This window comes from Telluria sp. LT2P80 (assembly GCF_059685955.1).
Genome location: NZ_JCASIO010000012.1, coordinates 1 through 24893, shown reverse-complemented (window position 1 = coordinate 24893; position 24893 = coordinate 1). Strand labels below are relative to the sequence as shown.

The following is a 24893-nucleotide window of genomic DNA, read 5'->3' as shown; positions in this document are numbered from 1 at the left end:
ATAAAATGTCGCTGCTATAATGCCTGCCTCGGGCGGCTGTAGCTCAGCTGGATAGAGTACTTGGCTACGAACCAAGGGGTCGTGGGTTCGATTCCTGCCAGCCGCACCAGAAAATACGAAAGGCCAGATCGCGAGATCTGGCCTTTTTTCTTGGTCGCTGTATTTGTTGCAGACTGATGGACATGGCTGGCGGAATATGGCTTCCACCAGAGCCCTCCTGACTTGGCAGATGAATCAGCATCACATGCGCATAATCACCCTTTGCCAAGATGCTCACTGCCCGCTATAATGCTCGCATTGGGCGGCTGTAGCTCAGCTGGATAGAGTACTTGGCTACGAACCAAGGGGTCGTGGGTTCGATTCCTGCCAGCCGCACCAAACCTTTTCAAGATAAGGGCACTTCGCAAGAAGTGCCCTTATTGCATTTGGGCTCGTGTTACACGCTACTCCCAACAAACTTCCCGACGATGACCACCTTCCATCCTCAACCCGATGAGCACGGTGCGCCGGTACGTCTCGCGCACCCTTCGACGCCAACGGCCATCGCTACCTGGGATGACCCGGCAAGCATCGCCACCGTGATTCCGCTCGGCGCCCTGCCCCCATCGCTGAACGATGTGCCGTTTGCACCATGGCTCGATATTCCGGCCACCAACGCCGACTGGCAAACGGTCCCTGGCCAGGCCGTCATCGACGAGCCGCTCTTTGTCGTGCCAACAGGGTTTGCGCCCGCTGCAGGCGTCGTGATCGTGGAAGACGATGGCCGCGTGTGGGCCGTCGCGCCCTCGAACGCCTTCGGCGGTTACGACGCCACCTTCCCCAAGGGCCGTGTCGACCCGGACATCAGCCTGCAGGCAACCGCCATCCGCGAAGCATTCGAGGAATCGGGCCTGCGCGTGCAGATCGTCCGGCACCTGATCGACTGCAGGCGCACGCAGACGCTCACGCGCTACTACCTGGCGCGGCGCCTGGGCGGCAATCCGGCGCTGATGGGCTGGGAAAGCCAGGCCGTGCACCTGGTGCCGATGGCACTGCTGGAGACAGTGCTGGGCAATCCCAACGATGCGGTCATCATCGATACGCTGCGACGAATCTGATGTTGCGCCGACGCCGGCAAAACAATCTCTCGATACGTGTTTGCCAAGATCGCCACACCCCGCTATAATGCGTGCCTCGGGCGGCTGTAGCTCAGCTGGATAGAGTACTTGGCTACGAACCAAGGGGTCGTGGGTTCGATTCCTGCCAGCCGCACCAAAGTTTCAAAGAGAATGGCTCAGAAGAAATTCTGAGCCATTTTTCTTTTGCGTGACAGTTTCTGCTGCTGCCAGATGACCGAAGACAGCACCTATACGCGAGCACATCGAAACACGGCAGACTTTGCCAATCCGATACATGCTGCTATAATGCGTGCTTCGGGCGGCTGTAGCTCAGCTGGATAGAGTACTTGGCTACGAACCAAGGGGTCGTGGGTTCGATTCCTGCCAGCCGCACCAAAGTTTCAAGAGAATGGCTCAGAAGAAATTCTGAGCCATTTTTCTTTGCGTCCTGGTTTTTTACGTGGCGCAGTCAGCGTTAAATAGAGACTAGCTTGAACTGACGAGCAGTCCAGTGGTCCAACCCCTGTCCACAGCGTCAGGAGTCGATCATGAAAGCGCCGCGTTTCAAGGGCTGGTTTGCAAAACTGCCTTCGCTGAATCAGCCGCAGCGCCGGCAGGTGCTTGATGCCCTGCACCCTGCAGCCGGGCTTGATCAGGTAGTCGCACTCATCAGTGAATCCAGAGCGCCAGGCCGCTGCTGCCCCAGATGCGGCAACGAGCGTTGCTACCGGTACGGGTTCGCCAACGACTTGCAGCGCTATCGCTGCTGCGCTTGCGGCCGCACTTTTAACGACCTGACCGGTACCCCGCTGGCGCGGCTGAGGCTCAAGGCCAAATGGCTCGCGTATTCTCAGGCGCTGCTCGATTCACTCCCCGTACGCAAGGCGGCAGACCGGGTCAGTGTACACCGCAACACGGCCTTTCGATGGCGCCACCGTTTCCTGCATTGGGTCAAGCTCGACCGGCCCGCAGTCCTCAATGGCATTGTCGAGGCCGACGAAACATTTCTGCTCGAATCACAAAAAGGTTCACGCACACTTGACCGGGCACCGCGCCATCGCGGCGGCCGCGCTGCCAAACCGGGCATTTCCAGCGAACTGGACTGCATCCTGGTCGCGCGCGACCGCGAAGGGCGCACGGTCGATGCCGTGACTGGCCGCGGTGCACTCACGGCTGCGCAACTCGATCGTAACTTGCTGCCCAGGCTCGATAAGCAGGCGTTGCTGGTCAGTGATAGCCATGCCGCCTACTGCGCCTTTGCACGCAAGCACAGGATCGCGCACGAGACGGTCAACCTGCGCGCGGGTGTGCGTGCGAGGCGACTGGGCAATCTTGCTATCCATGTGCAGAACGTAAATGCCTACCATCAGCGTTTCAAGACCTGGCTACAGGGCTTTCGCGGCGTGGCGTCGCGCTACCTGCCCAATTACCTGGGCTGGCGCTGGGCGTTGGATGGACAGCGAATTATTTTGCCGGAACAATTGTTCCGCATTGCTATCAGCGTCATCAACAGATAACACTGACTGCGCCTTTTAGGTGGCGACAACATCACCGCGTCATCCGGAGGACTGGCTTGCCCTGCCCCGCCAGACGACGCATCACACTCAGGTACGCAGCTTCTTGATGATGCTGCGGCTACCCAGAATCTCTTCGATCTGCTCGAAGCGCACCGGCTTGACCATGTGGTGGTCGAAGCCGGACTCGAACGCCAGCTGGCGGTCTTTCTCCTGGCCCCAGCCCGTGACGGCAATCAGCACGGTCAGCGCGCCGGTGGGCAGCTTGCGGATCCCGCGCGCCAGGTCGTAACCGGACATGTGCGGCAGGCCGATATCCAAAAAGGCGTAGTCCGGGCAGAACCGCGCGGCCGCGGCCAGCGCATCGGGCCCGTTGTGCGTGATGACCACGCTGTGCCCCATGGCCGTGAGCAGCGCGCCGATGCTGTTGACGAAATCGACGTTGTCGTCGGCCAGCAGGATGCGGTAACTTTCGGCGCTGATGAAGGCGGCAGGGGTCGGCTTGGTGGGCGGCTCCGGTTCGACGACGATCGGCAGGCGCACCACGAAGCGGCTGCCATGGCCGAGGCCTTCGCTGTGCGCCGTGATCGTGCCCCCATGCAGTTCGACGAGCTTGCGCGCCAGCGACAGGCCCACGCCCAGGCCGGCATTGCTGCGCTCGAGCGTCGAGTCGACCTGAACGAACATGTCGAACACCGAGTCGAGCATCTCCGGCGCCAGGCCGATGCCGGTATCGGCCACTTCGAGGATCAGGGTGTTCTCGTCCACTTCGCCCTTCAGCACGACGCGTCCACCCCGGTTGGTGTACTTGGCCGCATTGTTGAGCAGGTTCGACAGCACCTGGGCCAGGCGCGTCGCGTCGCCGTGCAGAAAAACGGGGCGATCGGGCAATTCGAGCACCAGTTCGTGGCCGTGCAGTTCGATGTACGAGCGCACGACTTCGAGCGCATCGTTGACCACGGCCTTGAGTTCCACGCGGCCCATCTTGATCGTGAACTTGCCGGTATTGATGCGCGAGACGTCCAGCAGGTCGTCCACCAGACGCACCATCTGGCGCAGCTGGCGCTCCATGATGTCGGTCGCGCGCTGCGTGGCCTGGGCATCGCCGCTGCGAATGCGCAGGATATCCAGACCCGTGCGGATCGGCGCCAGCGGATTGCGCAGTTCGTGCGCCAGCGTCGCCAGGAATTCGTCCTTGCGGCGGTCGGCCAGAATCAGCGCGCCCTCGGCCTTCTGGCGCACGTCCATTTCATGCTCGAGCGTGCGGTTGGCGGTCTGCAGCGCGTCCGAGCGGCGGCCGATCTCGGCCAGCATGTCGTTGAAGGCTTCGACGAGCACGCCGATCTCGCCCTTCTGGTGGCCCGGCACGCGCAGGCTGAAGTCGCGCCGCAGCATGACCTGGCGCGCGATATCGGTCACCGCTTCGAGCGGCCGCGTGATCGAGGCCTGCAGGCGCGAGGCCACGATGGCGGCGATCACGAGCGCGCCCAGCAGCACGCCGCCCAGGATCGCGCCATAGCTCAGGGCCCGGTCCAGTACGCCATAGCGCGAACGCAGGTAGACGGTGCCGACCCGCTCGCCGTTTTCGACGATGTCGTGGTACAGGACGACTTCGCCGCGCTCGATGCGGTAGCCGGCCGGCTCGGGTTGCTCGGGCAGATTGGCCTTGACGCCGGTGCGCACGTAGGTGGCAAAGCGCGTGCCATTCGCAGTAAACACGGCCGCGGCCACGATCTGCGGGCGTACCCGCAACAGGGTCAGGCTCTGCGCCACGTCGGCCGGGTCGTTGAACGAGACCGCCGGTGCGGTCACGCTGGCGACGATGTCGGCCTGGGTGGTGAGGTCGTCGATCCAGTAGCGCTGGAAGGTGCGCAGGTCGAGCAACAGCATGGCGATACCCGCGCACAGCAACGCCACTGCGGTGGTGGACACCGCCATGAGGATCAATTTGCTGCGCACGGAGCCGGTATCGTGCATAGACATCAGGTGGCTCCTTTTTGCACACGGTTCGCTACCGTCAGCAGGCGCGAACTGAGCTTTACATTCTTCTTTTCGGCCGCGTCAAGCGAGACGTCGAAACGAACCCGATCGTCGATGATCGTGAAGTTGATGACGCTGCCACTGCGCAGTCCGCCTTCGCATTCGGTCACGGTCAGCTGCGCATTGGCGGCGCGCAGCAGGCGTGCGGCGCGCGCATCATCCTGCCCGGCGACAAACAACACGTGCAGCGGCTGTGCCAGATCCTGCTCGCGCAGCGCGCGCACCGTGATCATGCGCCCGGCCACCAGACGGCCCGCGGCAATCCGGGTCAGCTCGGCCGCCATGTCATCGGCGCCGACCACGCCAATGCTCACCGGCGTCGTCGCATCGGCAAACGAGCCGGCCGGGAAATCGGCGTAGCCCAAAAACTTGTACAGGAAAGCGGCCTTGACGCGGCGTTCGAGTACGGGCGCAGTCTCGACCACGATCGCGTGCGCAGGCAGGCCAAGGCTGAGGCCGGCCAGCAGCGGCAGCATCAAGGCCAGGCACGCCCTGCGGCGCTTCAGACAAGCTGGTTGATTGATAGTCATGAAATCCATTCGCACGTCAAAAACGCAGCGTGGCGCTGGCAAACACCGTGCGCTCGAGCAACTGGCGGCTGCCTGCCGCGACGAATTCGGCGTGGCGGGCATGCAACAGGTTGCGCCCGGCAAGGGCGAGCTCGAGATCGGGACGCACTTGCCACGCGATCCGCGCGTCGAGCTCATGATAACTTGGCACGGCCAGCTGCGGCAGCCGTGCGACGTAACGAAGTGAAAAATCCGCCCAGACGCGTTCGCTCAGATCGTGCGCGCTGCGCAAGGTCCAGGTCAGGTTGGGGTCATTGCCACCCAGGAAGGACAACCCCGTGGTGTCGCGACTGGCCGGCTCGCGACCCACGTCGACGTCCTGCAGCACGCCGCCGGCGTGCAGGCGCCAGCCGCGCGCGGCCTGCCAGCTGGCCCAGAATTCGATGCCACGCAAACTGCCCTTGCCCAGGCTGTTGATGACGTACGGCAACCTTATGCCGGGTGTTGCCGGCTCAAGCGAGCGCAGCCGCTCGAAGTCGGTATAGAACAGCGTGGCCGAATACGACAGCGTCGGCATGGGTTGGGCGCGGAACCCCAGTTCGGCCACACGCGCCGTTTCCGCGAGCGTGTCGGCGCCGCCGGCAATCAAAAACTGGCGCGGCGAGGCCGGATTAATGACAAACAGATCACGGTCGATGCGCGACGGTGCACGCACCGTGCGCGACAGGGCCGCCCACAGCGTCGCATGGTCGTTCGCGTCCCACGCCAGCCGCAGATTGGGCAGCAACTCGCTGCCCGTATAGACATTGTGTTCGACGCGCATCCCGGCCACGGCGCGCAGCGCCGGCGTCAGGGCCAATTCATCCTGGACGAACAGGTGCGACCAGCGCAGATTGCGGCGCGCCGGCGTGAAACGCAACACGGGCCCGCCGTCGATCCGGTCACGGCTGTTGCGGTACCCGCCGCCCCAGGTGACGCCATGCGCACCGAAGCGCAACAGATGCTGGGCTTCGACGTCGACCGTGTCGATCTGCTGCATCCCCACGCCCGGCTTGCTGCGGCGCGTGTGATCGAGCCAGGCATGCATGCGCACCTGGCCGGCGTCGGCAAGATCGCGCTGGACCTCTGCCCGCAGATTGGCGCCGGACATCGTCCCGCTCGATAACAGGGACGTGTTGCGCAAGCGCCCGTCATATACGTCTCCGCTGAGCGTTACATCGTGCTCGCTGCCTTCCCAGTCGAGACGAAAACCGGCCTGCTCGCGCGCCATGCGATTGTCGGCGCCTTCAGCCGGCCCGCTCCGATCGGCCTCGATCCGGGCTTGTCTGGCATATACGCGCCAGTGCGGTCCGTTCTCGAATTGCCCGCCGTAGCGCACACCGGCGCCACGCTCGTCCGGCCCCGCATACGCCGTGACCACGCCGCCGTGGGTCTCGGCCGCGCTGCGTGTGATGATATTGATCACCCCGTTGACGGCATTCGTACCCCACACCGTACCGCCCGGCCCGCTGACCACCTCGATGCGCGCGACGTCTTCCAGCGCCACATCCTGCATTTCCCAGACCACGCCGGAAAACAGCGGCGAATACACGCTGCGGCCATCGATCATGACAAGCAGCTTGTTGGCCTGGGTCGACAGGAATCCGCGGGCGCTGATCGCGTATTCATGGGTATTCACACGGGCAACCTGGAGATTCGGCGCCAGCCGCAGCACTTCGGGCAGCGTGGTCGCGCCCGAGCGTGCGATGTCCGTGGCGCTGATCACGAATACCGACGCCGCTGCGCGCGCCAGCGGCTCGCTCTGGCGCGATACGGACGTCACGGCGATATCGGATAATTGTTCGAGCGAGTAATCTGCCCACGGCAGCGCGCCCGAATCGTCCTGCGCGCTTGCATCAAGGGAATATGCGGTCGACAACAGTGTGGCAAAGGCGCAAACATACAACGAAGAAGGTGGCATAGTTGCCATCGTAGAACATTTTCTCGCTCGCACCAAGTGCGCACACACCACAACGCAGTTCTTGACAACGTTCCCGGGATATTGATTAAAGCAATGACAGGTATTGGAAATATAAATTGGACTGATTTGACGCAATGCAGCATGATTGCACTGTCTCCTCTATTCTCCTCCTAGGAAATAGATTTAGCCCGCTTCCTACGAAGCGGGCTTTTTTTTTGCGCGCACGGTTGCCCGAGCAGGTGCATCCTGTTTGGTGTAGGATGCCGCCAATATTTTCGTTTTTACAACAATCCATGCCCGACCTCGACCTTTCCGCCCGGAGCACCGCTTCCTACGACTGGAGCACGACCGCCCTGGGCGATGCCGCCCGCTGGCCGTTGCCGCTGCGGTTGTGCAGCGATCTGCTGCTCAATTCGCCGCTCCCGACCCTGCTGGTATGGGGACCGGAAACGGTCCTCGTGTTCAATGAGGCTTACGCAGCCCTGGCCGGCCCTGGCTATGGTCGCGTACCCGGAGGCTCGGTCCCGCCGGTCATGCCGCCGCCACTGGCTGCTGCCGGTGCGGCGCTGGCCGCAGCCTGGCGTGGTGAGGCCGGCGTGCTGGCCGACACCGCCCTGACCTTCCGCCGCCTCGACGGCAACGCAGACAACCGTTTCGACCTGCGCCTGTCCCCGGTGCGCGACGAAACCGGGACCGTGCGCGGCGTGCAGATTGCGCTGGCTCCTGCCACCGTGCAGCCGGCCCAGGAAGCGGTCGATGACGCTGGCCTGCGCATCCTGGTCGTCGAAGACAATGTCGACTCGCAATACCTGGTGTGCGAGATGCTCAAGGCCTTCGGTCACGAAGCCGATGGCGTTGCGCATCCCGACGATGCCCTGACGCTGCTGGCGAGCCAGCGCTACGACGTGCTGTTTTCCGACGTCAGCCTGCCCGGCATGTCCGGCGTCGAACTGGTGCAGCGCGCCATCAGCGACGACCCGGCGCTGTCGATCATCTTCGCGTCGGGCTACGGCGATACGCTGCTGCGGCACCTCGAGTTCCCGTACCAGTCGCTGCAGAAACCCTATGAAATCGACCAGCTGCAGGATGCGCTGGCCAAGGTAGTGCGTCAGCCGGGCCGACGCTGACCGATGGGCGAAACGGTCCGCATTCACAAAGTGTGAGTCGGACCCGCCCGGCTGGTCTACAATGAAACGCATCCTGCCCGGCTTCGGGCGCATGGCAACCCCGGCATGAACTCTTCATCACAACACGTCCGCCCCATCGCGCGCTTCCTCCGGAGGCCGGCATGAGCATTGCCCGCGACGTGTCCGGCCAGGATCTGGTTGCCGCGCAAGAGGCGCTCCAGCGCGCCACCGAGCGCATGGAAAACATGCTCGAAAGCCTCACGGATGGCTTTTGCGCGGTGGACCGCGACTGGAACATCACCTATATCAATGGCCGCGCCCTGCAAATGGTCGAGCCGCTCAACAAGCGGCGTGGCGACCTGGTCGGGGCCAGGCTGTGGGATGAGTTCGAGGACCTGCACGGCACGACGGTCGCCCTCGATTGCGTGCGCGCAATGGAGCAGCGCGTTACCGTCAATCGCGAATTCTATTACCGCCGCCTGAATGCCTGGCTCGACATGCGGGTCTATCCGTCCCCCGAAGGCTTGACCCTGTACTTCCAGGACATCACGGCGCGCAAGCTCGACCAGCAGGCGCTCATCGACAACAACAACCGCCTGCAACTGGCGATCGCGGCCGGGCGCCTGGGCGACTGGCGCTGGGATGCGGCTACCGATCGCGTCACGTTCGGTGAGCGCGCGGCCGAGATCCTCGGCTTGCCGGCCGATGTTGCGCTGGCGTGGCCAAGCCTGCGCGAGCGGCTGCAACCCGAAGACCGCAAGGTCGTGCGGCGCGCCGTGCTGGCCGCCTTCTCGCAGGGCACTGACCTCGATCTCGAATGCCGGCTGCTCCCGCGCGGCAACCTGGCTGGCGGCGCCGCGCACTGCGTGGCCCTGGTCGGCCGCCCCGATTACGCCAGCGCCGTCGACGGCGGCGGCGTGCTGGGCATGACGGGCATGGCCCAGGACATCAGCGCCCGCCGCGCGGCCGACGACCACCTGCGCCAGAGCGAAGAAGAATTGCGCGCACTGGCCAACACCATTCCCCAACTGGCGTGGATGGCCGATCCGGACGGCTCGATCGTCTGGTTCAACGAGCGCTGGTACGAATACACGGGCATCACGCCCGAGGAATCGACCGGCTGGGGCTGGAAAAAAGTGTACGACCCGGCGGTGTTGCCTGCCGTGCTCGAACATTGGGATGAATCGGTGCGCACTGGTACGGCGTTCGAGATGGAATTTCCGATCCGCGGCGCCGACGGCAATTTCCGCTGGTTCCTGACGCGGGTCGAAGCCGTGCATGACCGCGACGGCCGCGTGGTGCGCTGGTTCGGCACGAATACCGACGTCGACCAGGTCAAGCGCGCCGAGCAGGCGCTGCGCGACGAATCGCACGTGCTCGAGCTGCTCAACAGCACGGGCAGCATGCTGGCCTCGACGCGCGATCTGCGCGCCGTGATGCAGGCCGCCACCGATGTCGCCGGCGGCGTCTGCGGCGCGCGCTTTGCAGCTTTCGTCCACTATGGCCAGGATGGCGAAGGCACGCTGTATTCGCTGCACACGCTGTCGGGCACCACGTCGGCCCAGTTCCAGGACTTCGCCGAACCGGGCGCCAGCGCACTGTTCGGCCCTGGCCTGCGCACGACAAGCCTGCAGCGCGTGGCCGACCTGACAGCCGATCCGGTCCAGGCCAGCAGCGCGCTGCACTTCAACTTGCCGAGCGGCCAACCGTCGGTGCGCAGCTACCTGACCGTGCCAGTCATGGCGCGCTCGGGCGAACTGCTCGGCACGCTGTTCTTCGGGCACCCTGAACCCAACGTGTTTACCGAACGCAGTGAACGCATCGTTAGCGGCATCGCGGCGCAGGCTGCGATCGCGGTCGACAACATCCGCCTGTATGAAGTGGCCAGCCGCGCGGCTGAAGAACGCAAGGTGCTGCTCGAGAACGAGCGCGAAGCACGCGCCGAAGCCGAGCGCACCAGCCAGATGAAGGATGAATTTTTGGCCACGCTGTCGCACGAGCTGCGTACGCCGCTGTCGGCCATTCTCGGCTGGTCGCAAGTGCTGCGGCGCGGCAGCCGCGATGGCGCCGACCTGCAGCGCGGTCTGTCGACGATCGAGCGCAATGCGCGCGCCCAGGCGCAGCTGATCGAAGACCTGCTCGACATGAGCCGCATCACGTCCGGCAAAGTGCTGCTCGACATGCAGACGCTGGCCCCGGGCAGCTTCATCGACGCGGCCATCGAAACGGTGCGCCCGGCAGCCGACGCCAAGGGCATCCGCATCGAGCGGCGCTATCCCGAAGGCGTCGCCATCCCGTCCGTCGCCGGCGACCCGGGGCGGCTCCAGCAAGTGGTCTGGAATCTGCTGTCGAATGCGATCAAGTTCACACCCCGCGACGGACTGGTCACGATCGAACTGGGGTATCACGATGACCAGGTGGCCATCACGATCCGCGATACCGGCTCGGGCATCGCGCCCGAATTCATCACGCACGTGTTCGAGCGTTTCCGCCAGGGTGATGCCTCGATGACACGTAGCCATGGCGGCCTGGGCCTGGGCTTGTCGATCGTGAAACACCTGATCGAACAGCATGGCGGTACCGTGCGCGCCGACAGTGCGGGCCCTGGCCAGGGCGCGAGCTTCACGATCGAACTGCCGGCGGCGCTGTCGAGCATGCCACGCTCGTCGCGGCCAGCCGGCAGCGACGCCGGCTCGCTGCCGGACATGGCGCAAGCCACCTTTTCTGCCGCCCCGGAGGCGGCGCCCGAGGCCGTGGTGCGCGACATGCGCGGCATGTCGGTGCTGGTAGTGGACGATGACCGCGACGCGCGCGAGCTGATCGCCCGCATCCTGTCCGATTGCCACGCCAAGGTGCGACTGGCCGGCAGCGCACAGGACGCCATGGCGCAGCTGCGCGCGAGCCCGCCCGACCTGTTGATCAGCGACCTCGGCATGCCCGATGTGAATGGCCTTGAGTTTCTCGCCTGGGTCCGGGCCCTGCCGCGCGACGCCGGCGGCCTGATTCCGGCCATCGCGCTGACGGCGTTTGCACGCTCCGAAGACCGCCTGAAGGCGCTCGAGGCCGGCTTCTCGGCCCATGTGTCCAAACCGGTCGAACAGAGCGAATTGATGGCGGCAATCGGCATGGTCAGCACGCCCCCCGCTGTCCCGATGCTCGCCGAAAGCGGTCGCGGCCCTAGTCGATGATGTTCCTACCTTCTGACGCGGCGCTGTCCTACAAGAAATTTTATGGTCCTTGATACACTAATTAGAGGTAAGGTATCGTTAGATTCCACCCCGAAATGGGGCGCCGCCCAGTTTCGATAAAGAGATAAGCATGCCGAGCAGACAAGACATTTTGAACGCCAAAGTCCTGGTGGTAGACGATTCGCCCGACAATATCGAGCTGATGGAAGAGATATTGCGCGAAGAAGGCTACACCTGCGTCAGCTCGACCATGCTGCCGGAGCAGGTATGCCCGCTCCATCGCGAACACAATTACGATTTGATTCTGCTCGACCTGCAAATGCCAGGTCTGAATGGTTTCCAGGTCATGAAGGGCCTCAAGGAAATTGAACAGGGTGGCTATCTGCCGGTTCTGGCTCTGACGGCCCAGCCGAGTTTCAAGATTGCCGCGCTCGAAGCCGGCGCCCGCGACTTCATCAGCAAGCCATTCGACCTGCTCGAGGTGCACAAGCGCATCCACAACATGCTCGAGGTACGCCTGCTGTACAAGGAGCTGGCCCAGTACTCGAAGGCCCAGCAGGAGCTGGCGCTGCACGATGCCCTCACCGGCTTGCCGAACCGTCGCCTGCTGGAAGACCGCATCGAGACGGCGCTGCAGCACGCCAACCGTACCCATGCCAAGGCCGCGATCATGTATCTCGACCTGGATGGTTTCAAGGCGATCAACGATACCTATGGCCACGCGTATGGCGACGAGATCCTGAAAGCCGTGTCGCAACGATTGCTCGCCAGCTCACGCAAGGAAGACACCGTCGCCCGCCTGGGTGGCGATGAATTCATGGTCGTGCTGGGCGATATCCATGGTCTGGTCGACGCGCAGGGCCCGGCGGCCAAGCTGGTTGAATCCCTGTCCGAGCCATTCTTCATCAACGACCTGACGCTGCGCCTGTCCACGTCGATCGGCATCAGTATCTATCCGGACGATGCCGAATCGGTCGACGCCCTGATCAATATCGCAGATTACGCGCTGTACGAAGCCAAGCGCGCCGGCAAGAACCGTTTCTGCTCGCCGGCAGCGAATCGCCAGGCAGCGTCAAAAACCACCGGTGCGCCGGTGCCAGCGCCAACGCCCGAGCTGGCGACACCACATCGCTGACACGTCACCTGCTTTCAGCTGACTAAGAACCGGGGCTCTCGCGCAAGCGAGCGCCCCGGTTTGCTTTTGCATCGGCTGCGCCAATAAAAAAACAGGCCACGGAACCTGCGTTCCGTGACCTGCTCCATCCTGCCCTGCCGTGTGCTTAACGCTTTTCGGCTGGCGGGCAATCGCGAATGGTGCTCGTTTCTTCGATCGAACGAGCATTCTGGTGATCGCGGCCTGCGTCGACCATCTCGGGCGGTACTTCGATGCGGGTGATACCGGCGTCGACCGAAATCGGATCGCTGGCCGGGAACGTCATTTCGACAGCGTCATCGAGCAAGGTCTCTTCGGCCTTGTCCTTGCTCGACTGCGTTTCGCTGCCGGCCAGTGCCTTGATCGCGACGGCGAAGCTGACCGCCTGCAGGCTCGCCAGATCGCCGATGGTCTTCACGCCCAGCGTATCGGCCAATGCATTGGCCTGCTGCTCGCCGATGCCGCGCAGTGCCGACAATGGCGCGTCGGCCAGCTCACGGAAACTCTTGCCACGGAACTGCTCATTTACGATCGTATCGATATTCATGGTGTGTCCTCTCTTATATAACGCCCCCGTCCTCGATGGAACCGGCTAGCTTTCACTATCGCATACCAGCAATAGCACGTATGTGCGGCAGCGAACCTCTTGACTGCCCGCATTGCCGAATTCTTGGCTAAATGGCACAAACGTAAAAAAGCCGGCCCCGGGGAGGCCGGCCAGTCTGCTAACGACGGTTTACACCGTAGCCAGAATTTCGTCGCGACGGGCGGCCATCTCAGCGCCCATGGCTTCCAGGTCGAGGTCGAGCTTGCGCACTTTCGGGAACATTTCTTCCTCTTCTTCTTCGACGTGGTGCGACACGTATTCGCCCAGAACCTTCACTTTGGCGTCGTAGTAGTCTTCGTCCGGTTCCATCTCCTGCACCTGTGCGATCAGGTCCTTGGCCGACGCGTGTTCGACAAACGCTTCGTCAAGCATGTCTTCCATTTCCTTCGAGGTCTTGCGCAGCGCCGGATAGAAAATTTCTTCTTCGATCGACGTGTGCATGATCAGGGCTTCGCAGATCTCGTTTGCCAGCTTCTTCTTGCTGACCGTGGCACGCTCGCCCAGCTCTTCGAACTTATCGAACATGTCTTTCACTTCGTCGTGCTGGCTCTTCAGAAGGTCCAGGGCATCCTGCGGGCCGCTCGTCTTTTTGGTCGTTGCTTTGGTCATGGTGTTACCCCCGTATTGTTGGTTGAATGATGACTCGTTGGCCACATCACCAGAGTGCGCCTGACGCACCATCCACACTGTTCGCGACTTCACACTCGGTGAGAACATAACGAACCGCTCTTGCGGCACCCAATGCGCGACGGATAAATGACAATTGTTGTATGATTTGGGAAACATTTAATTGAGACCCTGATGACTGAACCGGTCCCACCGCATCCCGACCCGGAGCTGGAACGCCTGGTCGCGGCGCGCACTGCTGAACTCTCCGATATGGTGTCCTGGCTGGCCAACAGCTGGGACCAGGAGCGTCGCCAGCTTGCGCGCCAGTTGCACGATAGTCTGGGTTCGTCGATGACGGCCCTGACGATGCACCTCGCCCTGCTTACCCAGCGCCTGCCGGCCGACGACAAAGCGCTGCGCGACCGCGCCGCGCAAATGAAGCTTCTGCTCGGAGGCGTCATTGAGACCAACCGCCAGATGCAACTCGCGCTGTGGAACGACAAGCTCGAATTTCTTGGGTTGCGCACCGCGCTGGCCGAGCTGGTGCCCGAATTCGGCGCCGAGCATGGCATCCAGGCGCAAGCCAGCCTGCCCGAGGAAGACGGCGCCTGGTCGCGCGAGCATGCCGTGCTGCTGCTGCGCTGCGCCGAGGAAGGTTTGCGCAACGCCGCGGCGCATGCGCAGGCCACGCGCGTGGACGTGATCCTGGATGACGATGGCGAGATGGCCATGCTGACGGTGCGCGACGATGGCGTCGGTCCCGGCGCCGATCCGCTGGCCGCCGGTAAACGCCATGGCCTGCGCCTGCTGCGCGAACGCGCCCGCACGCTCGGTGGCAACCTGATCCTGGTGCGCACCGAGCAAGGCGGCGCCATGCTGCAAATGACGCTGCCGCGCGAATTGCCGGCCTAGACAGCGGCAGGGTCTTTAAAAACAACAACGGCGGCCACTGGCCGCCGTTGTTGTTTGTCGCCTGATGACGATCCCGTCAGTGCAGCTTGACCAGCGGCGTGCTGCGCCGGATCAGGAAGCGCGCCACTGCCAGCAAGCCCGTGCGGGTAATGCCCATCACGGCGCGGTGGTGCATCAGGTGCAGGCTGGCGTACATCAGGCGCGCGATGCCGCCCTGCACGAACCAGCTCGCGCCGCGAAGCGAACCCATCAGGCTACCGACACTGGTGTTCTGACCAACCGACACGAGCGAACCGTAGTCGCGGTACTCGTAGGGCTCGGTCAAGGCCGGCTGGCCCTTGTCCATGCGCAGGAAGGTCGTGACGAGATAATCGGCCTGCTGGTGCGCTGCCTGCGCGCGTGGCGGCACCGGCAAGCCGTTGCCGTCGATGCAGACCGCGCAGTCGCCCAGCGACCAGATGGCTTGCGTACCCTTGACGCGCAGATGCGAATCGACATCCAGACCGCCGCCGCGTGCAGTCTGCAGGCCCAGCTTGCCGAGCATCTCTGGAGCGCGGATACCCGCCGCCCACACGCACAGGTCGGCCGGGTACACGTTGCCATTGGCGTCGAGCACCTTGTCGCTCTCGATCGCCGTGACGCGGCAATCGCTGACGACGCGGATGCCGCGCTTGTTCAGCAGGCCCAGCGCCGCATTCGACACGCGCTCGGGAAGCGGCGCCAGGATGCGCGGCGCGCCTTCGAGAATGGTGATGCGCACGTCGCGCTTGACGTCCATCCGTGCAAAACCGTAGCGCGCATACGCGCCCGACGCTTCGCGCAGTTCGGCGGCCAGCTCGACGCCGGTGGCGCCGCCACCGATGATGACGACGTCCAGGCCCGTTTCACGACCCTCTTCGCGCTGCTGCTCGACCGCCAGCATCAGACGCAGCATGCGCAGGCGGAAGCGTTCGGCGTCTTCGGTGGCGTTCAGCGAAATCGAGTGTTCCTGCGCGCCCGGCACACCGAAGTAGTTCGAGGTGCTGCCGATCGCGATCACGAGCGACGTGTAGGCCAGGCGACGCGCTGGCAGCACTTCGTCGTGTTCGGTGGCCGAATACACGGCCCCGATCTCGATCGCCTGGCCGGCCTCGTCCAGCCCGGTCATCGGACCGAGCACGAAATTGAATCCATTGTCGTGCGCGAGCATCGCGTACGACAGACCTTCCTGGTGGATGTCCAGGGTGCCCGCCGCGACTTCATGCAGCGACGGTTTCCAGATGTGGTACAGGCGGCTGTCGACCAGCGTCACCTTTGTCGGGCCGAGTTTACGGCCTAGTTTGCATGCCAGCTCCAGACCGCCAGCGCCGCCACCCACGATCACGATATCGCTACGCAAGCTTGCCTCCTTCTTGATGCCCCAACCGGCAACAACGCCGGCCTGATGGCCATCTGAGATTTTACTACGGCAACGTCGCGCGCGCTGACCTGTCCCTACATGTGACGAAAGAGCGCCATGAACGGCTGACTGACTGTCAGCGTCTCGGGCCGGTTGCGCAGGCGGATGACGCCCTTGCCGCTGTCGTCGCGCGTGACACCCGCCACGGCCCGCAGATTGACGATCGTCGAGCGGTGCACCTGCCGGAACATGGACGGGTCGAGCACCTCGAGAAGGTCACGGATGGGCTTGCGCAGCAGCGATTCGCCCTCGGCCGTCATGACCACCGTGTACTTGGAGTCGGACTGGAAATACGCCACGTCGTCGACCAGGATCAGGCGCGTTTCGACCCCACGGCTGGCCGTCAGCCAGACCAGCGGCTGGGCGCGCGGCGCCGGCGGCGCGACGCTCTGCAAGCGTGCCAGCAGCGCCGCCAGCTGTGTCGTATCCGCCACACCGCGCGCCAGCCGATCGCGCAGCCGGGCCACGGTCGCGGCCAGGCGTTCGCGCCCGACCGGCTTGAGCAGGTAGTCGACGGCGCCCCGATCAAAGGCGTCGAGTGCGTACTGATCATACGCGGTCACGAACACGATCTCGGTGCGCAACCCCGCCGCCAGCACGCTCGAGGCCACCTCGAGGCCCGACAGCCCCGGCATGCGGATGTCGAGGAACGCAACCTCGGGCCGGTAGCTGGCAATGGCGTCGAGCGCACTGCCGCCATCGTCGCAGGCGGCCACGATCTCGAGGTCCGGCCACACCTCGCTCAGCAGCTTGATCAACTCTTCCTGCAGCAGCAGTTCATCTTCGGCAATCACGCAACGGGTCATGGCCGTACCCCGGGTTGCACTCCAGACCGCACCCCTGCGCCCTGCAGCGCCAGCGGCACCGTGATGGTAGCGGCGACGCCGCTCGGGAAGTTGGCCACGATGGCAAAGCTCGCCATGCTGCCGTAGCCGAGCCGCAGACGCTCGCGCACATTGCGCAGGCCGATGCCGGTGCCGGCCGTCTCGAGCGAGAAGCCACGGCCGTCGTCGGCCACCGTGACGGCTGCCGCATTGTCGATGGCGCGCGCCAGGATCCAGACGGTGCCGCCGCCCGGCTTCGGTTCGAGCCCGTGCTTGATGGCGTTCTCGACCAGCGTCTGCAGCATCATCGGCGGAAACACGAGCCGGCGCAGTTCATCCGGCACATCCACCTGCAGCGCCAGGCGCGGCCCCATTCGGATGGCCAGAATATCGAGGTAGGCACGCGCCCGTTCCAGTTCTTCGCCCAGCGTCGACGGTGCATCCTCGGTACGCGGCAGCGAGTGGCGCAGGTACTGGATCAGGTTACCCAGCATGGCGTCGGCGCGCGCCGGATCGGTACGCGTGAGCACCTGCGCACTGGCCAGCGTGTTGTATAAAAAGTGCGGCTCGACCTGGGCGTGCAGCAGGTTCAGGCGTGCCACCGTCAATTCCTTCTCGGTCGCGCTTTCGCGCACGGCCTGTGTTTCGAGGCGGCGCCGCTCGGCAATGCGGCGCGTGATGGCGCGCACGATGGCGTCGGCATTTTCCAGGTTGCTGCCCTGGTCGACCAGGAACCAGTCGATCCAGGCCGGGTCTTCCGGTTCGCAGATCAAGGTCACGCTGCCGGCCGCGTCGCCATTGGGCGTGATCGTCGCGCGGATCTGGTTGCGCCAAGTCGACAGGCGGGCCAGCGCCGCGCCCGCCGACGCATTGCCGCCATACAGGTCAGTGCGCTCAACCTTGGCGCGCACCTGCAGGCTGTCGCGGGCGCTGTCGACGGCGGTCACACCGGGCAGCTCGCGGATCGCGGCGTCGATCATGTCGAACGCTTCACCGGCCTCGAACGGGATTTCGATCTGGCGCCGCTGCCGGTTTGCCAGCGTGGCCGCGTTCACGGTGCCGGCCAGCAGCCGCACGCGGCGGGTGTGCGAGAACGCGATCAGCAGCACCCAGCCGACCAGCGCAAACCCGAGCAGCGCCGCATAGCCGCCGAGGTTCAGATCAATATCCTGCAGCACGGTGTCGCTGATGAAGATACACAGCGCCAGGTACACCGCGCTCCAGGCAAGGACCAGGCGACCGTGGTGGAAAAAACTCGACATCATGATGGGCTTTCAAGCGTTGAAGAATGGCGCCAGCATAGGCACGCCATGGTTCGCAAGACAGCATTATGCGACGAAGCCGTGGCTGGGCCGACGAAACCGGCCTTGGCGGCATTCCCGTTCGGGCGCGGACCGATGTTGCGAGCGTGCCGCATTACAAATTTGCTGAGTATGCAGACGGGCCCTGGCCGTACAATCGCGCCTTTCTGCTTTTTGATAGAGAGGTCGTCGAGATGTCCATCCCACGTAACGTCATTGCCATTGCCGCAACCATTGCCGCCACTGTCGCCGCCGCATCCGCCCACGCCGAGATCGGCGTGGGCGTCACCGCCACCCTGGGCACGACCGGCGCGGGCGTTCATCTGGTCGTGCCGATGGAACGCACGCTCAATGGCCGTTTCGGCATCAACTACTACAAGCACGACTTCGACAAGCGTTCGGGCAGCATCGATTATGACGGCGACGCCAAGCTGCAAACGTTCGACGCCCTGTTCGACTGGTATGCATTCGCCGACACGCCGTTGCGCCTCACCGCCGGCGTGGTCTACAACGGCAATGAAGTGACGGCCAAGGCGCGGCCGAACAGCAACGGGCGCTACCTCATCAATGGTCAGAGCTACAGTGCGGCAGACGTCGGCACGCTCGATGGCAGTGTCGACTTCCGCAAGGCGGCGCCCTACTTCGGGATCGGCTGGGGCAATGCCCTCACGCCGAACAAGCGCTGGAACGTCAGCGCCGATCTCGGCGCCTTTTACCAGGGCAAGGGACAGGTCGACCTGATCAGCCGCGGCTGCCGCACGTCGCAGGCCGTGTGCGCCGTGCTGGTCCGTGACGTTGCCGTCGAAGAAGCGCGCCTGACGAACGAACTGGCCGACCACAAGTTCTTCCCCGTGCTGCGCGCCAGCATGTCATACAGTTTCTGACGCTCTCGCCACAGCCTTCCCGACCCAGGGCGCTTGCCATCAACTATTCCTTTCCAATGTGATCACGAACTCGTACACTGGCCTGTATTGACAGCTCATCCGTAACCAGCAACATCAGACGTCGTTATCCAGAATTCTTGCAGAACATGGTGCGCAGTATGTGTGCTGCGCTCTTTTTGGAGAGATTGCGCGATATGGCTGACGAAGCGAACGACGAGCATGCGTGGCTGGTGTCGGTACTGATTCCGGCAAAGGATGAGGCCGGCAATATCGGCCATCTGGTGGACGAAATCCACCACGCCCTGGCCGGGCATCTGACGCACGAGGTCGTGCTGGTGGACGATGGCAGCAGCGACGACACCGGCGCCGTGTTCCTGCAGCATTGCCAGCGATGGGGCATGCCGGCGCGGCTGATCCGCCACGCAACCAGTGCCGGCCAGAGCACGGCCCTGTGGACCGCCGCACGGCACGCCACCGGGCGTTTTCTCGTCACCATCGACGGTGACTGCCAGAACGACCCGGCTGATATTCCGGCGCTGGTGGCACAGGGACTCACCCTGAGCGAAACGCACCGGCATTTTTGCATTGCCGGCTATCGCACCGACCGGCGCGACACGCGCTGGAAAAAAATCCAGTCGCGCATTGCCAACGCCGTGCGCCGCCGCATCCTCGACGACGGGGTGCCCGATACCGGCTGCGGCCTGAAGCTGGTGCCGCGCGTCACATGGCTGTGCCTGCCCTATTTCGACCACATGCACCGGTTCGTCCCGGCGCTGGTCAAGCGCCTGGGCGGCGTGATCGCCATCGTGCCGGTGCGCCATCGCCACCGCACGGCCGGCGTGTCGAAATACACGGCCTGGAACCGGCTGTGGGTGGGCATCGTCGACATGTGGGGTGTCAGCTGGCTGATCCACCGCAGCAAGCTGCCGCTGATCGACCGCATGGAACGGCGGCATTGAAACCCGCACTGGCCCTGCTGATCAAACCGCTGCTGCTGACAGGCGTACTGACGCTCGGCTTCGTGTCGCTGCATTTCCAGTGGTGGGGGTCATTTACCGAACTGGATCTGCTCAACCGCCTGTTCGAGCGGCACTGGGCCGTTGCCTGGCCCGTGTTCGCGATCACCGGCATCGTCTACACCGCGCTTGGCGGTCCGCGCCAGGTGCTCGCCTTCGCCTGCGGCTGCGTCATCGGCGGCGTGCCGGGCGCGTTGCTGAGCACTCTGCTGACAGGCTTCGGCGCCCTGCTGGCAATCTGCTGCGTGCGCCACATCGGCACGGCCTGGGCCAGTACCCGCTACGGCGACTGGGTCACCATCATCCGCCAACTGCTGGCCCGCGACGCCTGGCTGTGGATCTGCACGCTGCGGCTGATGCCGGTCGGCAGCAACCTGGCGACCAATATCGCCGTGGGACTGGCCCGGCTGAGCATGCCGGCGGTGTTCTGGGGCAGCCTGCTGGGCTACCTGCCGCAAATGCTGCTGTTCAGCTTTGCCGGCGCAGGCCTGGCCCTGCACGACGAACAGCAGCTTTGGCTCGGTCTGCTGACGCTGGCCCTGTCCACGGCGCTCGCGCTCTACCTCTACCATCACGGCTTCAAGCAGCGTCTGCAGCACATCCGGGGACAAATGCATGCCACGCCCGCACACCGGCAACCTTGATCAGGCCCCAAGCTGGTGGCCGTGGCTCGTCGGGCTGACGCTCATTGCGCTGTTCGCGGGCATCGGGCTGCGCGCGCCTTGGCCAGCCGATGAGCCACGCTTTGCCCAGGTCGCACGCGAAATGGTGGAATCGGGCCAGTGGCTGTTTCCCACCCGGGGCGGCGAATTCTATCCGGACAAGCCGCCCGTCTTCATGTGGCTGATCGCCCTGTTCTATCAGCTGACCGGACAGCTCAAGATCGCGTTTCTGCTGCCCAGTGCGCTGGCGGGGCTGGGGACGCTGTGGCTGGTGTACGACCTGGGGCGCCGCTTGTGGGACGACCACGTCGCGCGCTCGGCCGTGCTGATCCTCGTGTTCACGCCGCAATTCCTGCTGCAGGCCAAGGGTGCGCAGATCGATGCGGTGCTGTGCTTCTGGATCACGCTCGGCTGCTATGGGCTGGTCCGCCACTTTCTGACCGGGCCCGCCTGGGGCTGGTATGCCACCAGTTGGGCGGCGATGGCACTGGGCGTCATGACCAAGGGCGTCGGTTTTCTCCCGGCACTGATGCTGATCCCGCTGGCCATCTGGCGCCGCCGCTTTGATGAATCCGGGCACCAGGCCTGGCGCTTGCGCGCGTGGTGGGGGCCCGCACTGATGCTGGCCACGCTCGCGCTGTGGCTGGCGCCGATGTGGCTCACGGTCGAGCGCGTGCACAGCCCCGAACTGCTGGCCTACCGCGACAATATCCTGTTCAGGCAGACCGCCGAGCGCTACGCCAATGCGTGGCACCACATCCAGCCGTGGCACTATTATCTGACGACTGCCTTGCCGACGATGTGGTTTCCACTGGTCGTGCTGTTCGTACTGCGGCTACGCGGCATCATCGACCTGTGGTCGCGTGACGCAGCGCTGCGCGTCCTGCTGAGCTGGGTTGCACTCGTGCTGCTGTTCTTTTCGCTCAGTCCCGGCAAGCGCGAGGTCTACATCCTGCCCGCGCTGCCGATGTGTGCGCTGGCGCTCGCCTGCGTCTGGGAACAGACGCCGGCCGCGGGCCGCCGCGCCGCTGCGGTGCTGTTGCGCGCAGTGCTCGTGCTGATGGGCGTGCTGCTGATAGCGCTGGCGGGCGTCGCATGGCTGGCGCCCCACCGGCTGCCAGCCCGGGCCGACGACTACGCCGGGGCCGTCGCAGCACTGGCGCCCGGTGTGCTGCTGCTGGGGCTGGCGTTGACCGGCATCCCCCTGCTGCTACGCAAGCGCGCCCTGTTCGAGCAACTTGCGCTGGCAAGCCTGCTGACCTGGCTGTGCATCGCCTTCTGGCTGTGGCCAACCCTCGACCCGCATCGCACGCCGCGCGCCGTTCTGCAGGAACTCGAGCGCCAGATCGGGCCTGGGACGCAAGTCGGCATGCTCGAGTTCAAGGAGCAGTTCCTGCTGTTTACAGCCCGGCCCATGGTGCATTTCAGTTATCTGGCGCCGCTCGCGCAGCAAGAGTCGAGCGCATGGCATTGGATGCGCGCCGATCCTGCGCGCGTGCTGCTGGTACCCGACCATCTGACGCTGCGCTGCTTCGATCTGTCGCGGCATCGGGTGCTTGGCCAGGCCCATCGGCGCGACTGGGTCATGCTCGATGCCACGGCGCTGCGTGAACGCTGCGACGGGCCTGTCGGCCACGCACCGTATCGCTATGTTCCCGTCAGGAAGGACATCCTGTCATAGGGGGCCACGGCGCGCCAGCGCGCGCCGGTACGGCGTATGATGGTCGTCTGCTACCCGGAGGATTCATCATGCAACTACGCACTTATTCCGCCGCTGTTCTGACCATCGCCTGCCTGATGCTGGGCGGCTGCCGGGAACACAATGCGCCGGCCCAGCCTATTGCCCCGGTCGCGCAAGCCGCACTGCACACGCCAGCGTTGTCCTGATCCTGGACGAATGAGTTTGGCACGCCCTGGCGGCGTGCCAATGATCGCCATGCCGGCGCCGGCAGGTTACACTGCGGCCTGTCCATTTTCGTCGCAAGGTGTCCTGCCCATGTCGTTTGCTTCCCTCGGCCTGATCGAGCCGATCGTCCGCACCCTGGACGCCCTCGCCTACCACACGCCCACCGCCGTCCAGGAGCAGGCGATTCCCGCCATCCTGGCTGGCAACGACGTGATGGCCGCCGCCCAGACCGGCACCGGCAAGACCGCCGGCTTCACGCTGCCGATCCTGCAGCGTCTCGTCATGGGCGGCAAGGTCGGCAACAACGCGGCGCGCGCGCTGATCCTGGTGCCGACCCGCGAACTGGCCGAACAGGTGCACGAAAGCGTGCGCACCTATGCCGAAGGCCTGCCGCTGCGCTCGATGGTCGCGTATGGCGGCGTGAGCATCAATCCTCAGATGATGACGCTGCGCAAGGGCGTGGACGTACTCGTCGCCACGCCGGGTCGCCTGCTCGACCTGCACCGCCAGAATGCGGTGCACTTCAACGAAGTGAAAACGCTGGTGCTGGATGAAGCCGACCGCATGCTCGACTTGGGCTTCGCGCGCGAGCTCGACAACATCCTGAAACTGCTGCCGAAGAAGCGCCAGACGCTGCTGTTCTCGGCAACGTTCTCGGACCCGATCCGCGCGCTGTCGAACCAGATGCTGCGCGAACCGGTATGTATCGAGGCAACGCCGCGCAACACGACCGTCGCTGCGATCCGCCAGTGGGTCATCCCGGTCGACAAGAAACGCAAGGCCGCGCTGTTCGTGCACCTGCTCGAACGGCGCGACTGGACGCAGGTGCTGGCCTTCGCCCGTACCCGCAAGGGGGTCGATGAACTGGTCGGCCTGCTCGAATCCAAAGGCATCCCGGTGGACTCGATCCACGGCGACAAACCGCAGCCGGCCCGTCTGCGCGCGCTCGATCGTTTCAAGGCCGGCGAGGTGCGCGTGCTGATCGCCACCGACGTCGCCGCGCGCGGCATCGACATCGACGACCTGCCTGCGGTGATCAATGTGGATTTGCCGATCGTGGCCGAGGACTACGTGCACCGCACCGGGCGCACGGGCCGCAAGGGCGCGAGCGGCGAAGCGGTGTCGCTGGTGTGCGCCGACGAAGTCGAGCAACTGGCGGCAATCGAAGTGCTTACGCGCCAGATGCTCGAACGCGTGGAAGAGCCGGGCTATGCGCCCGAGCATCGCGTGCCGCAGACGGATGCAAAGGGTCAGATCGTCAAGAAGCCCAAAAAACCGAAGAAGCCCAAAGGCAATGCGCCCGTGGTGAGCGAGGACGTGCGATTTCGGCGTTAAGAGCGCCTGACAACGCCGCTCGACATACCGCCAACAAACGAGCGAGCAGGCAAGCGAGAGAAACGCCTGATGGATGTCTGCCCGTCGCTCATGCCGTCTGCGCAGTCAGCGAGCGCAGTGTAGCAAACCCAAGGTGCGCTCGACGACCCGCTGCCATCGGCCGATCCGTTCGCGCGACTCTAGGCCATGCCGCGCGATTCGATCTGGTAATGCCCCGATGGTCCAACCAAGCCGGATGGGTTCTCGAAGCATACGCTTGATCGGCATGCAGCTCACTTGGGCGTCTTCGGGCACGGCCTGCTCATCCTTTCACTGCTGGGACGGACGCTACAGCGGGATAAGGAACGCGAGTCGTGTACTTGCCCGGCTGAGATCTGAGCGACTGGCAAAGGCCCATGCTCATCCACCAGCAGATGGTGTTTGCTTACGCGTTTGCCGCGATCGCCAGGCCGCAGCCGAGTTCGCGCGGCAGGTACTCCCATGGCATTCCGGTCTTGAGGACTAAACCGGATCCCAGCCAGGGCCGCGTGATCATCGATATGAAAGCGTCCGCCTTTCGGCGATCGGTGATGGGCCAGAAGATGATCTGCTATAAGCGACCACAGATCTCCAGGAAGTAGTGCTAGCTATGGCATTAGTCCGTACGAACGTGGCCGCTATGTTAGTGCCGGACTAACGCTGCGTCGGTCCGCTATCGACCCAGGCTGTGTAAAAACACCACTTCGTGTAAACGAAACCGGTTGAGGAAACGTTAAGCCAGTATCTCATCAATGCAGGGGCCAGATGAAACGCTTTATTGAAGGTGAAGACC

The 24893-nt window shown here is 64.2% G+C and carries 20 protein-coding genes and 4 tRNA genes; 16 read left to right on the top strand and 8 right to left on the bottom strand.

From position 1 onward, the window contains the following. Window positions 1–32: 32 nt before the first annotated feature. From AC56LW_RS22160 to AC56LW_RS22135, 6 genes are all read left to right on the top strand, one after another. Window positions 33–109: transfer RNA gene (locus AC56LW_RS22160), tRNA-Arg, on the top strand. Between the two features lie 192 nt (window positions 110–301). Continuing rightward, a tRNA-Arg gene (locus AC56LW_RS22155) sits at window positions 302–378 on the top strand. A gap of 89 nt (window positions 379–467) precedes the next feature. Further along, window positions 468–1097: an NUDIX hydrolase gene (locus AC56LW_RS22150; RefSeq protein WP_499637672.1), complete on the top strand. Its 630-nt coding sequence runs from the start codon at window positions 468–470 to the stop codon at window positions 1095–1097. 80 nt (window positions 1098–1177) lie between these two features. Further along, a tRNA-Arg gene (locus tag AC56LW_RS22145) sits at window positions 1178–1254 on the top strand. 162 nt (window positions 1255–1416) lie between these two features. Then, window positions 1417–1493: transfer RNA gene (locus AC56LW_RS22140), tRNA-Arg, on the top strand. A 152-nt stretch (window positions 1494–1645) separates the two neighbouring features. Continuing rightward, entirely contained in the window at window positions 1646–2614 is a 969-nt protein-coding gene (locus AC56LW_RS22135) for an IS1595 family transposase (RefSeq protein WP_499637669.1), read from the top strand. Between the two features lie 87 nt (window positions 2615–2701). Here AC56LW_RS22135 and AC56LW_RS22130 read toward each other — a convergent pair whose 3' ends face one another. The 3 genes from AC56LW_RS22130 to AC56LW_RS22120 are packed head-to-tail and all read right to left on the bottom strand — an operon-like array spanning window position 2702 to window position 7078. After that, a complete protein-coding gene (locus tag AC56LW_RS22130; RefSeq protein WP_332533693.1) occupies window positions 2702–4594 on the bottom strand; it encodes a sensor histidine kinase, YfiR-like protein-associated in 1893 nt (630 codons plus the stop codon). Then, on the bottom strand, window positions 4594–5181 hold the full coding sequence (locus AC56LW_RS22125) for a TOL_0243 family YfiR-like periplasmic protein (protein WP_499637666.1): 588 nt from the start codon (window positions 5179–5181) through the stop codon (window positions 4594–4596). The genes AC56LW_RS22130 and AC56LW_RS22125 overlap by 1 nt, the downstream gene beginning before the upstream one ends. Window positions 5182–5197: 16 nt before the next feature. Continuing rightward, window positions 5198–7078, bottom strand: coding sequence for a TOL_0244 family TonB-dependent receptor (locus tag AC56LW_RS22120; RefSeq protein WP_499637663.1), 1881 nt, complete (start codon window positions 7076–7078; stop codon window positions 5198–5200). 335 nt (window positions 7079–7413) lie between these two features. Here AC56LW_RS22120 and AC56LW_RS22115 point away from each other — a divergent pair, with 335 nt between their 5' ends. The 3 genes from AC56LW_RS22115 (at window position 7414) to AC56LW_RS22105 (ending at window position 12570) form a co-directional block, all read left to right on the top strand. Then, on the top strand, window positions 7414–8247 hold the full coding sequence (locus AC56LW_RS22115; RefSeq protein WP_332533690.1) for a response regulator: 834 nt from the start codon (window positions 7414–7416) through the stop codon (window positions 8245–8247). 161 nt (window positions 8248–8408) lie between these two features. Next, complete coding sequence (locus AC56LW_RS22110) at window positions 8409–11435, top strand: ATP-binding protein (protein WP_499637660.1); 3027 nt, start codon at window positions 8409–8411, stop codon at window positions 11433–11435. A 130-nt stretch (window positions 11436–11565) separates the two neighbouring features. Then, a complete protein-coding gene (locus tag AC56LW_RS22105; RefSeq protein WP_332533688.1) occupies window positions 11566–12570 on the top strand; it encodes a GGDEF domain-containing response regulator in 1005 nt (334 codons plus the stop codon). A 145-nt stretch (window positions 12571–12715) separates the two neighbouring features. Here the strand turns inward: AC56LW_RS22105 and AC56LW_RS22100 are convergent, their stop codons facing one another. Then, window positions 12716–13135 carry a hypothetical protein gene (locus AC56LW_RS22100; RefSeq protein WP_499637656.1) on the bottom strand — a complete coding sequence of 140 codons (420 nt, stop codon included), beginning with the start codon at window positions 13133–13135 and terminating at the stop codon, window positions 12716–12718. Window positions 13136–13324: 189 nt separating this feature from the next. Then, on the bottom strand, window positions 13325–13804 hold the full coding sequence (locus AC56LW_RS22095) for a hemerythrin domain-containing protein (protein ID WP_499501904.1): 480 nt from the start codon (window positions 13802–13804) through the stop codon (window positions 13325–13327). A gap of 192 nt (window positions 13805–13996) precedes the next feature. Between AC56LW_RS22095 and AC56LW_RS22090 the strand changes: the two genes are divergently transcribed. Next, complete coding sequence (locus tag AC56LW_RS22090; protein WP_499637653.1) at window positions 13997–14716, top strand: sensor histidine kinase; 720 nt, start codon at window positions 13997–13999, stop codon at window positions 14714–14716. A 76-nt stretch (window positions 14717–14792) separates the two neighbouring features. On the opposite strand, the gene AC56LW_RS22085 is transcribed toward AC56LW_RS22090, so the two are convergent. The 3 genes from AC56LW_RS22085 to AC56LW_RS22075 all read right to left on the bottom strand — a co-directional run bounded on the left by AC56LW_RS22085 (window position 14793) and on the right by AC56LW_RS22075 (window position 18243). Next, window positions 14793–16094, bottom strand: a complete 1302-nt coding sequence (locus tag AC56LW_RS22085; RefSeq protein WP_499501902.1) for an NAD(P)/FAD-dependent oxidoreductase — start codon at window positions 16092–16094, stop codon at window positions 14793–14795. A 95-nt stretch (window positions 16095–16189) separates the two neighbouring features. After that, the gene (locus AC56LW_RS22080) at window positions 16190–16960 is read right to left on the bottom strand and encodes a LytR/AlgR family response regulator transcription factor (protein WP_499501901.1); all 771 of its coding nucleotides are present in this window, start codon (window positions 16958–16960) and stop codon (window positions 16190–16192) included. Beyond that, window positions 16957–18243, bottom strand: coding sequence for a sensor histidine kinase (locus AC56LW_RS22075; RefSeq protein ID WP_499637649.1), 1287 nt, complete (start codon window positions 18241–18243; stop codon window positions 16957–16959). The genes AC56LW_RS22080 and AC56LW_RS22075 overlap by 4 nt, the downstream gene beginning before the upstream one ends. 230 nt (window positions 18244–18473) lie before the next feature. Between AC56LW_RS22075 and AC56LW_RS22070 the strand changes: the two genes are divergently transcribed. From AC56LW_RS22070 to AC56LW_RS22045, 6 genes are all read left to right on the top strand, one after another. Continuing rightward, window positions 18474–19163 carry a hypothetical protein gene (locus tag AC56LW_RS22070; RefSeq protein WP_499637647.1) on the top strand — a complete coding sequence of 230 codons (690 nt, stop codon included), beginning with the start codon at window positions 18474–18476 and terminating at the stop codon, window positions 19161–19163. A 194-nt stretch (window positions 19164–19357) separates the two neighbouring features. Continuing rightward, window positions 19358–20122: a glycosyltransferase family 2 protein gene (locus AC56LW_RS22065; RefSeq protein WP_499637644.1), complete on the top strand. Its 765-nt coding sequence runs from the start codon at window positions 19358–19360 to the stop codon at window positions 20120–20122. Continuing rightward, on the top strand, window positions 20119–20823 hold the full coding sequence (locus AC56LW_RS22060; RefSeq protein ID WP_499637641.1) for a TVP38/TMEM64 family protein: 705 nt from the start codon (window positions 20119–20121) through the stop codon (window positions 20821–20823). The genes AC56LW_RS22065 and AC56LW_RS22060 overlap by 4 nt, the downstream gene beginning before the upstream one ends. Next, window positions 20795–22522, top strand: coding sequence for an ArnT family glycosyltransferase (locus AC56LW_RS22055; RefSeq protein WP_499637638.1), 1728 nt, complete (start codon window positions 20795–20797; stop codon window positions 22520–22522). The genes AC56LW_RS22060 and AC56LW_RS22055 overlap by 29 nt, the downstream gene beginning before the upstream one ends. A gap of 68 nt (window positions 22523–22590) precedes the next feature. Continuing rightward, complete coding sequence (locus AC56LW_RS22050) at window positions 22591–22728, top strand: hypothetical protein (protein WP_499637635.1); 138 nt, start codon at window positions 22591–22593, stop codon at window positions 22726–22728. A gap of 109 nt (window positions 22729–22837) precedes the next feature. Beyond that, window positions 22838–24082 (top strand): DEAD/DEAH box helicase, encoded by a 1245-nt coding sequence (locus AC56LW_RS22045; RefSeq protein WP_499637632.1) that lies wholly within the window; start codon window positions 22838–22840, stop codon window positions 24080–24082. The last annotated feature ends 811 nt before the right edge of the window (window positions 24083–24893 follow it).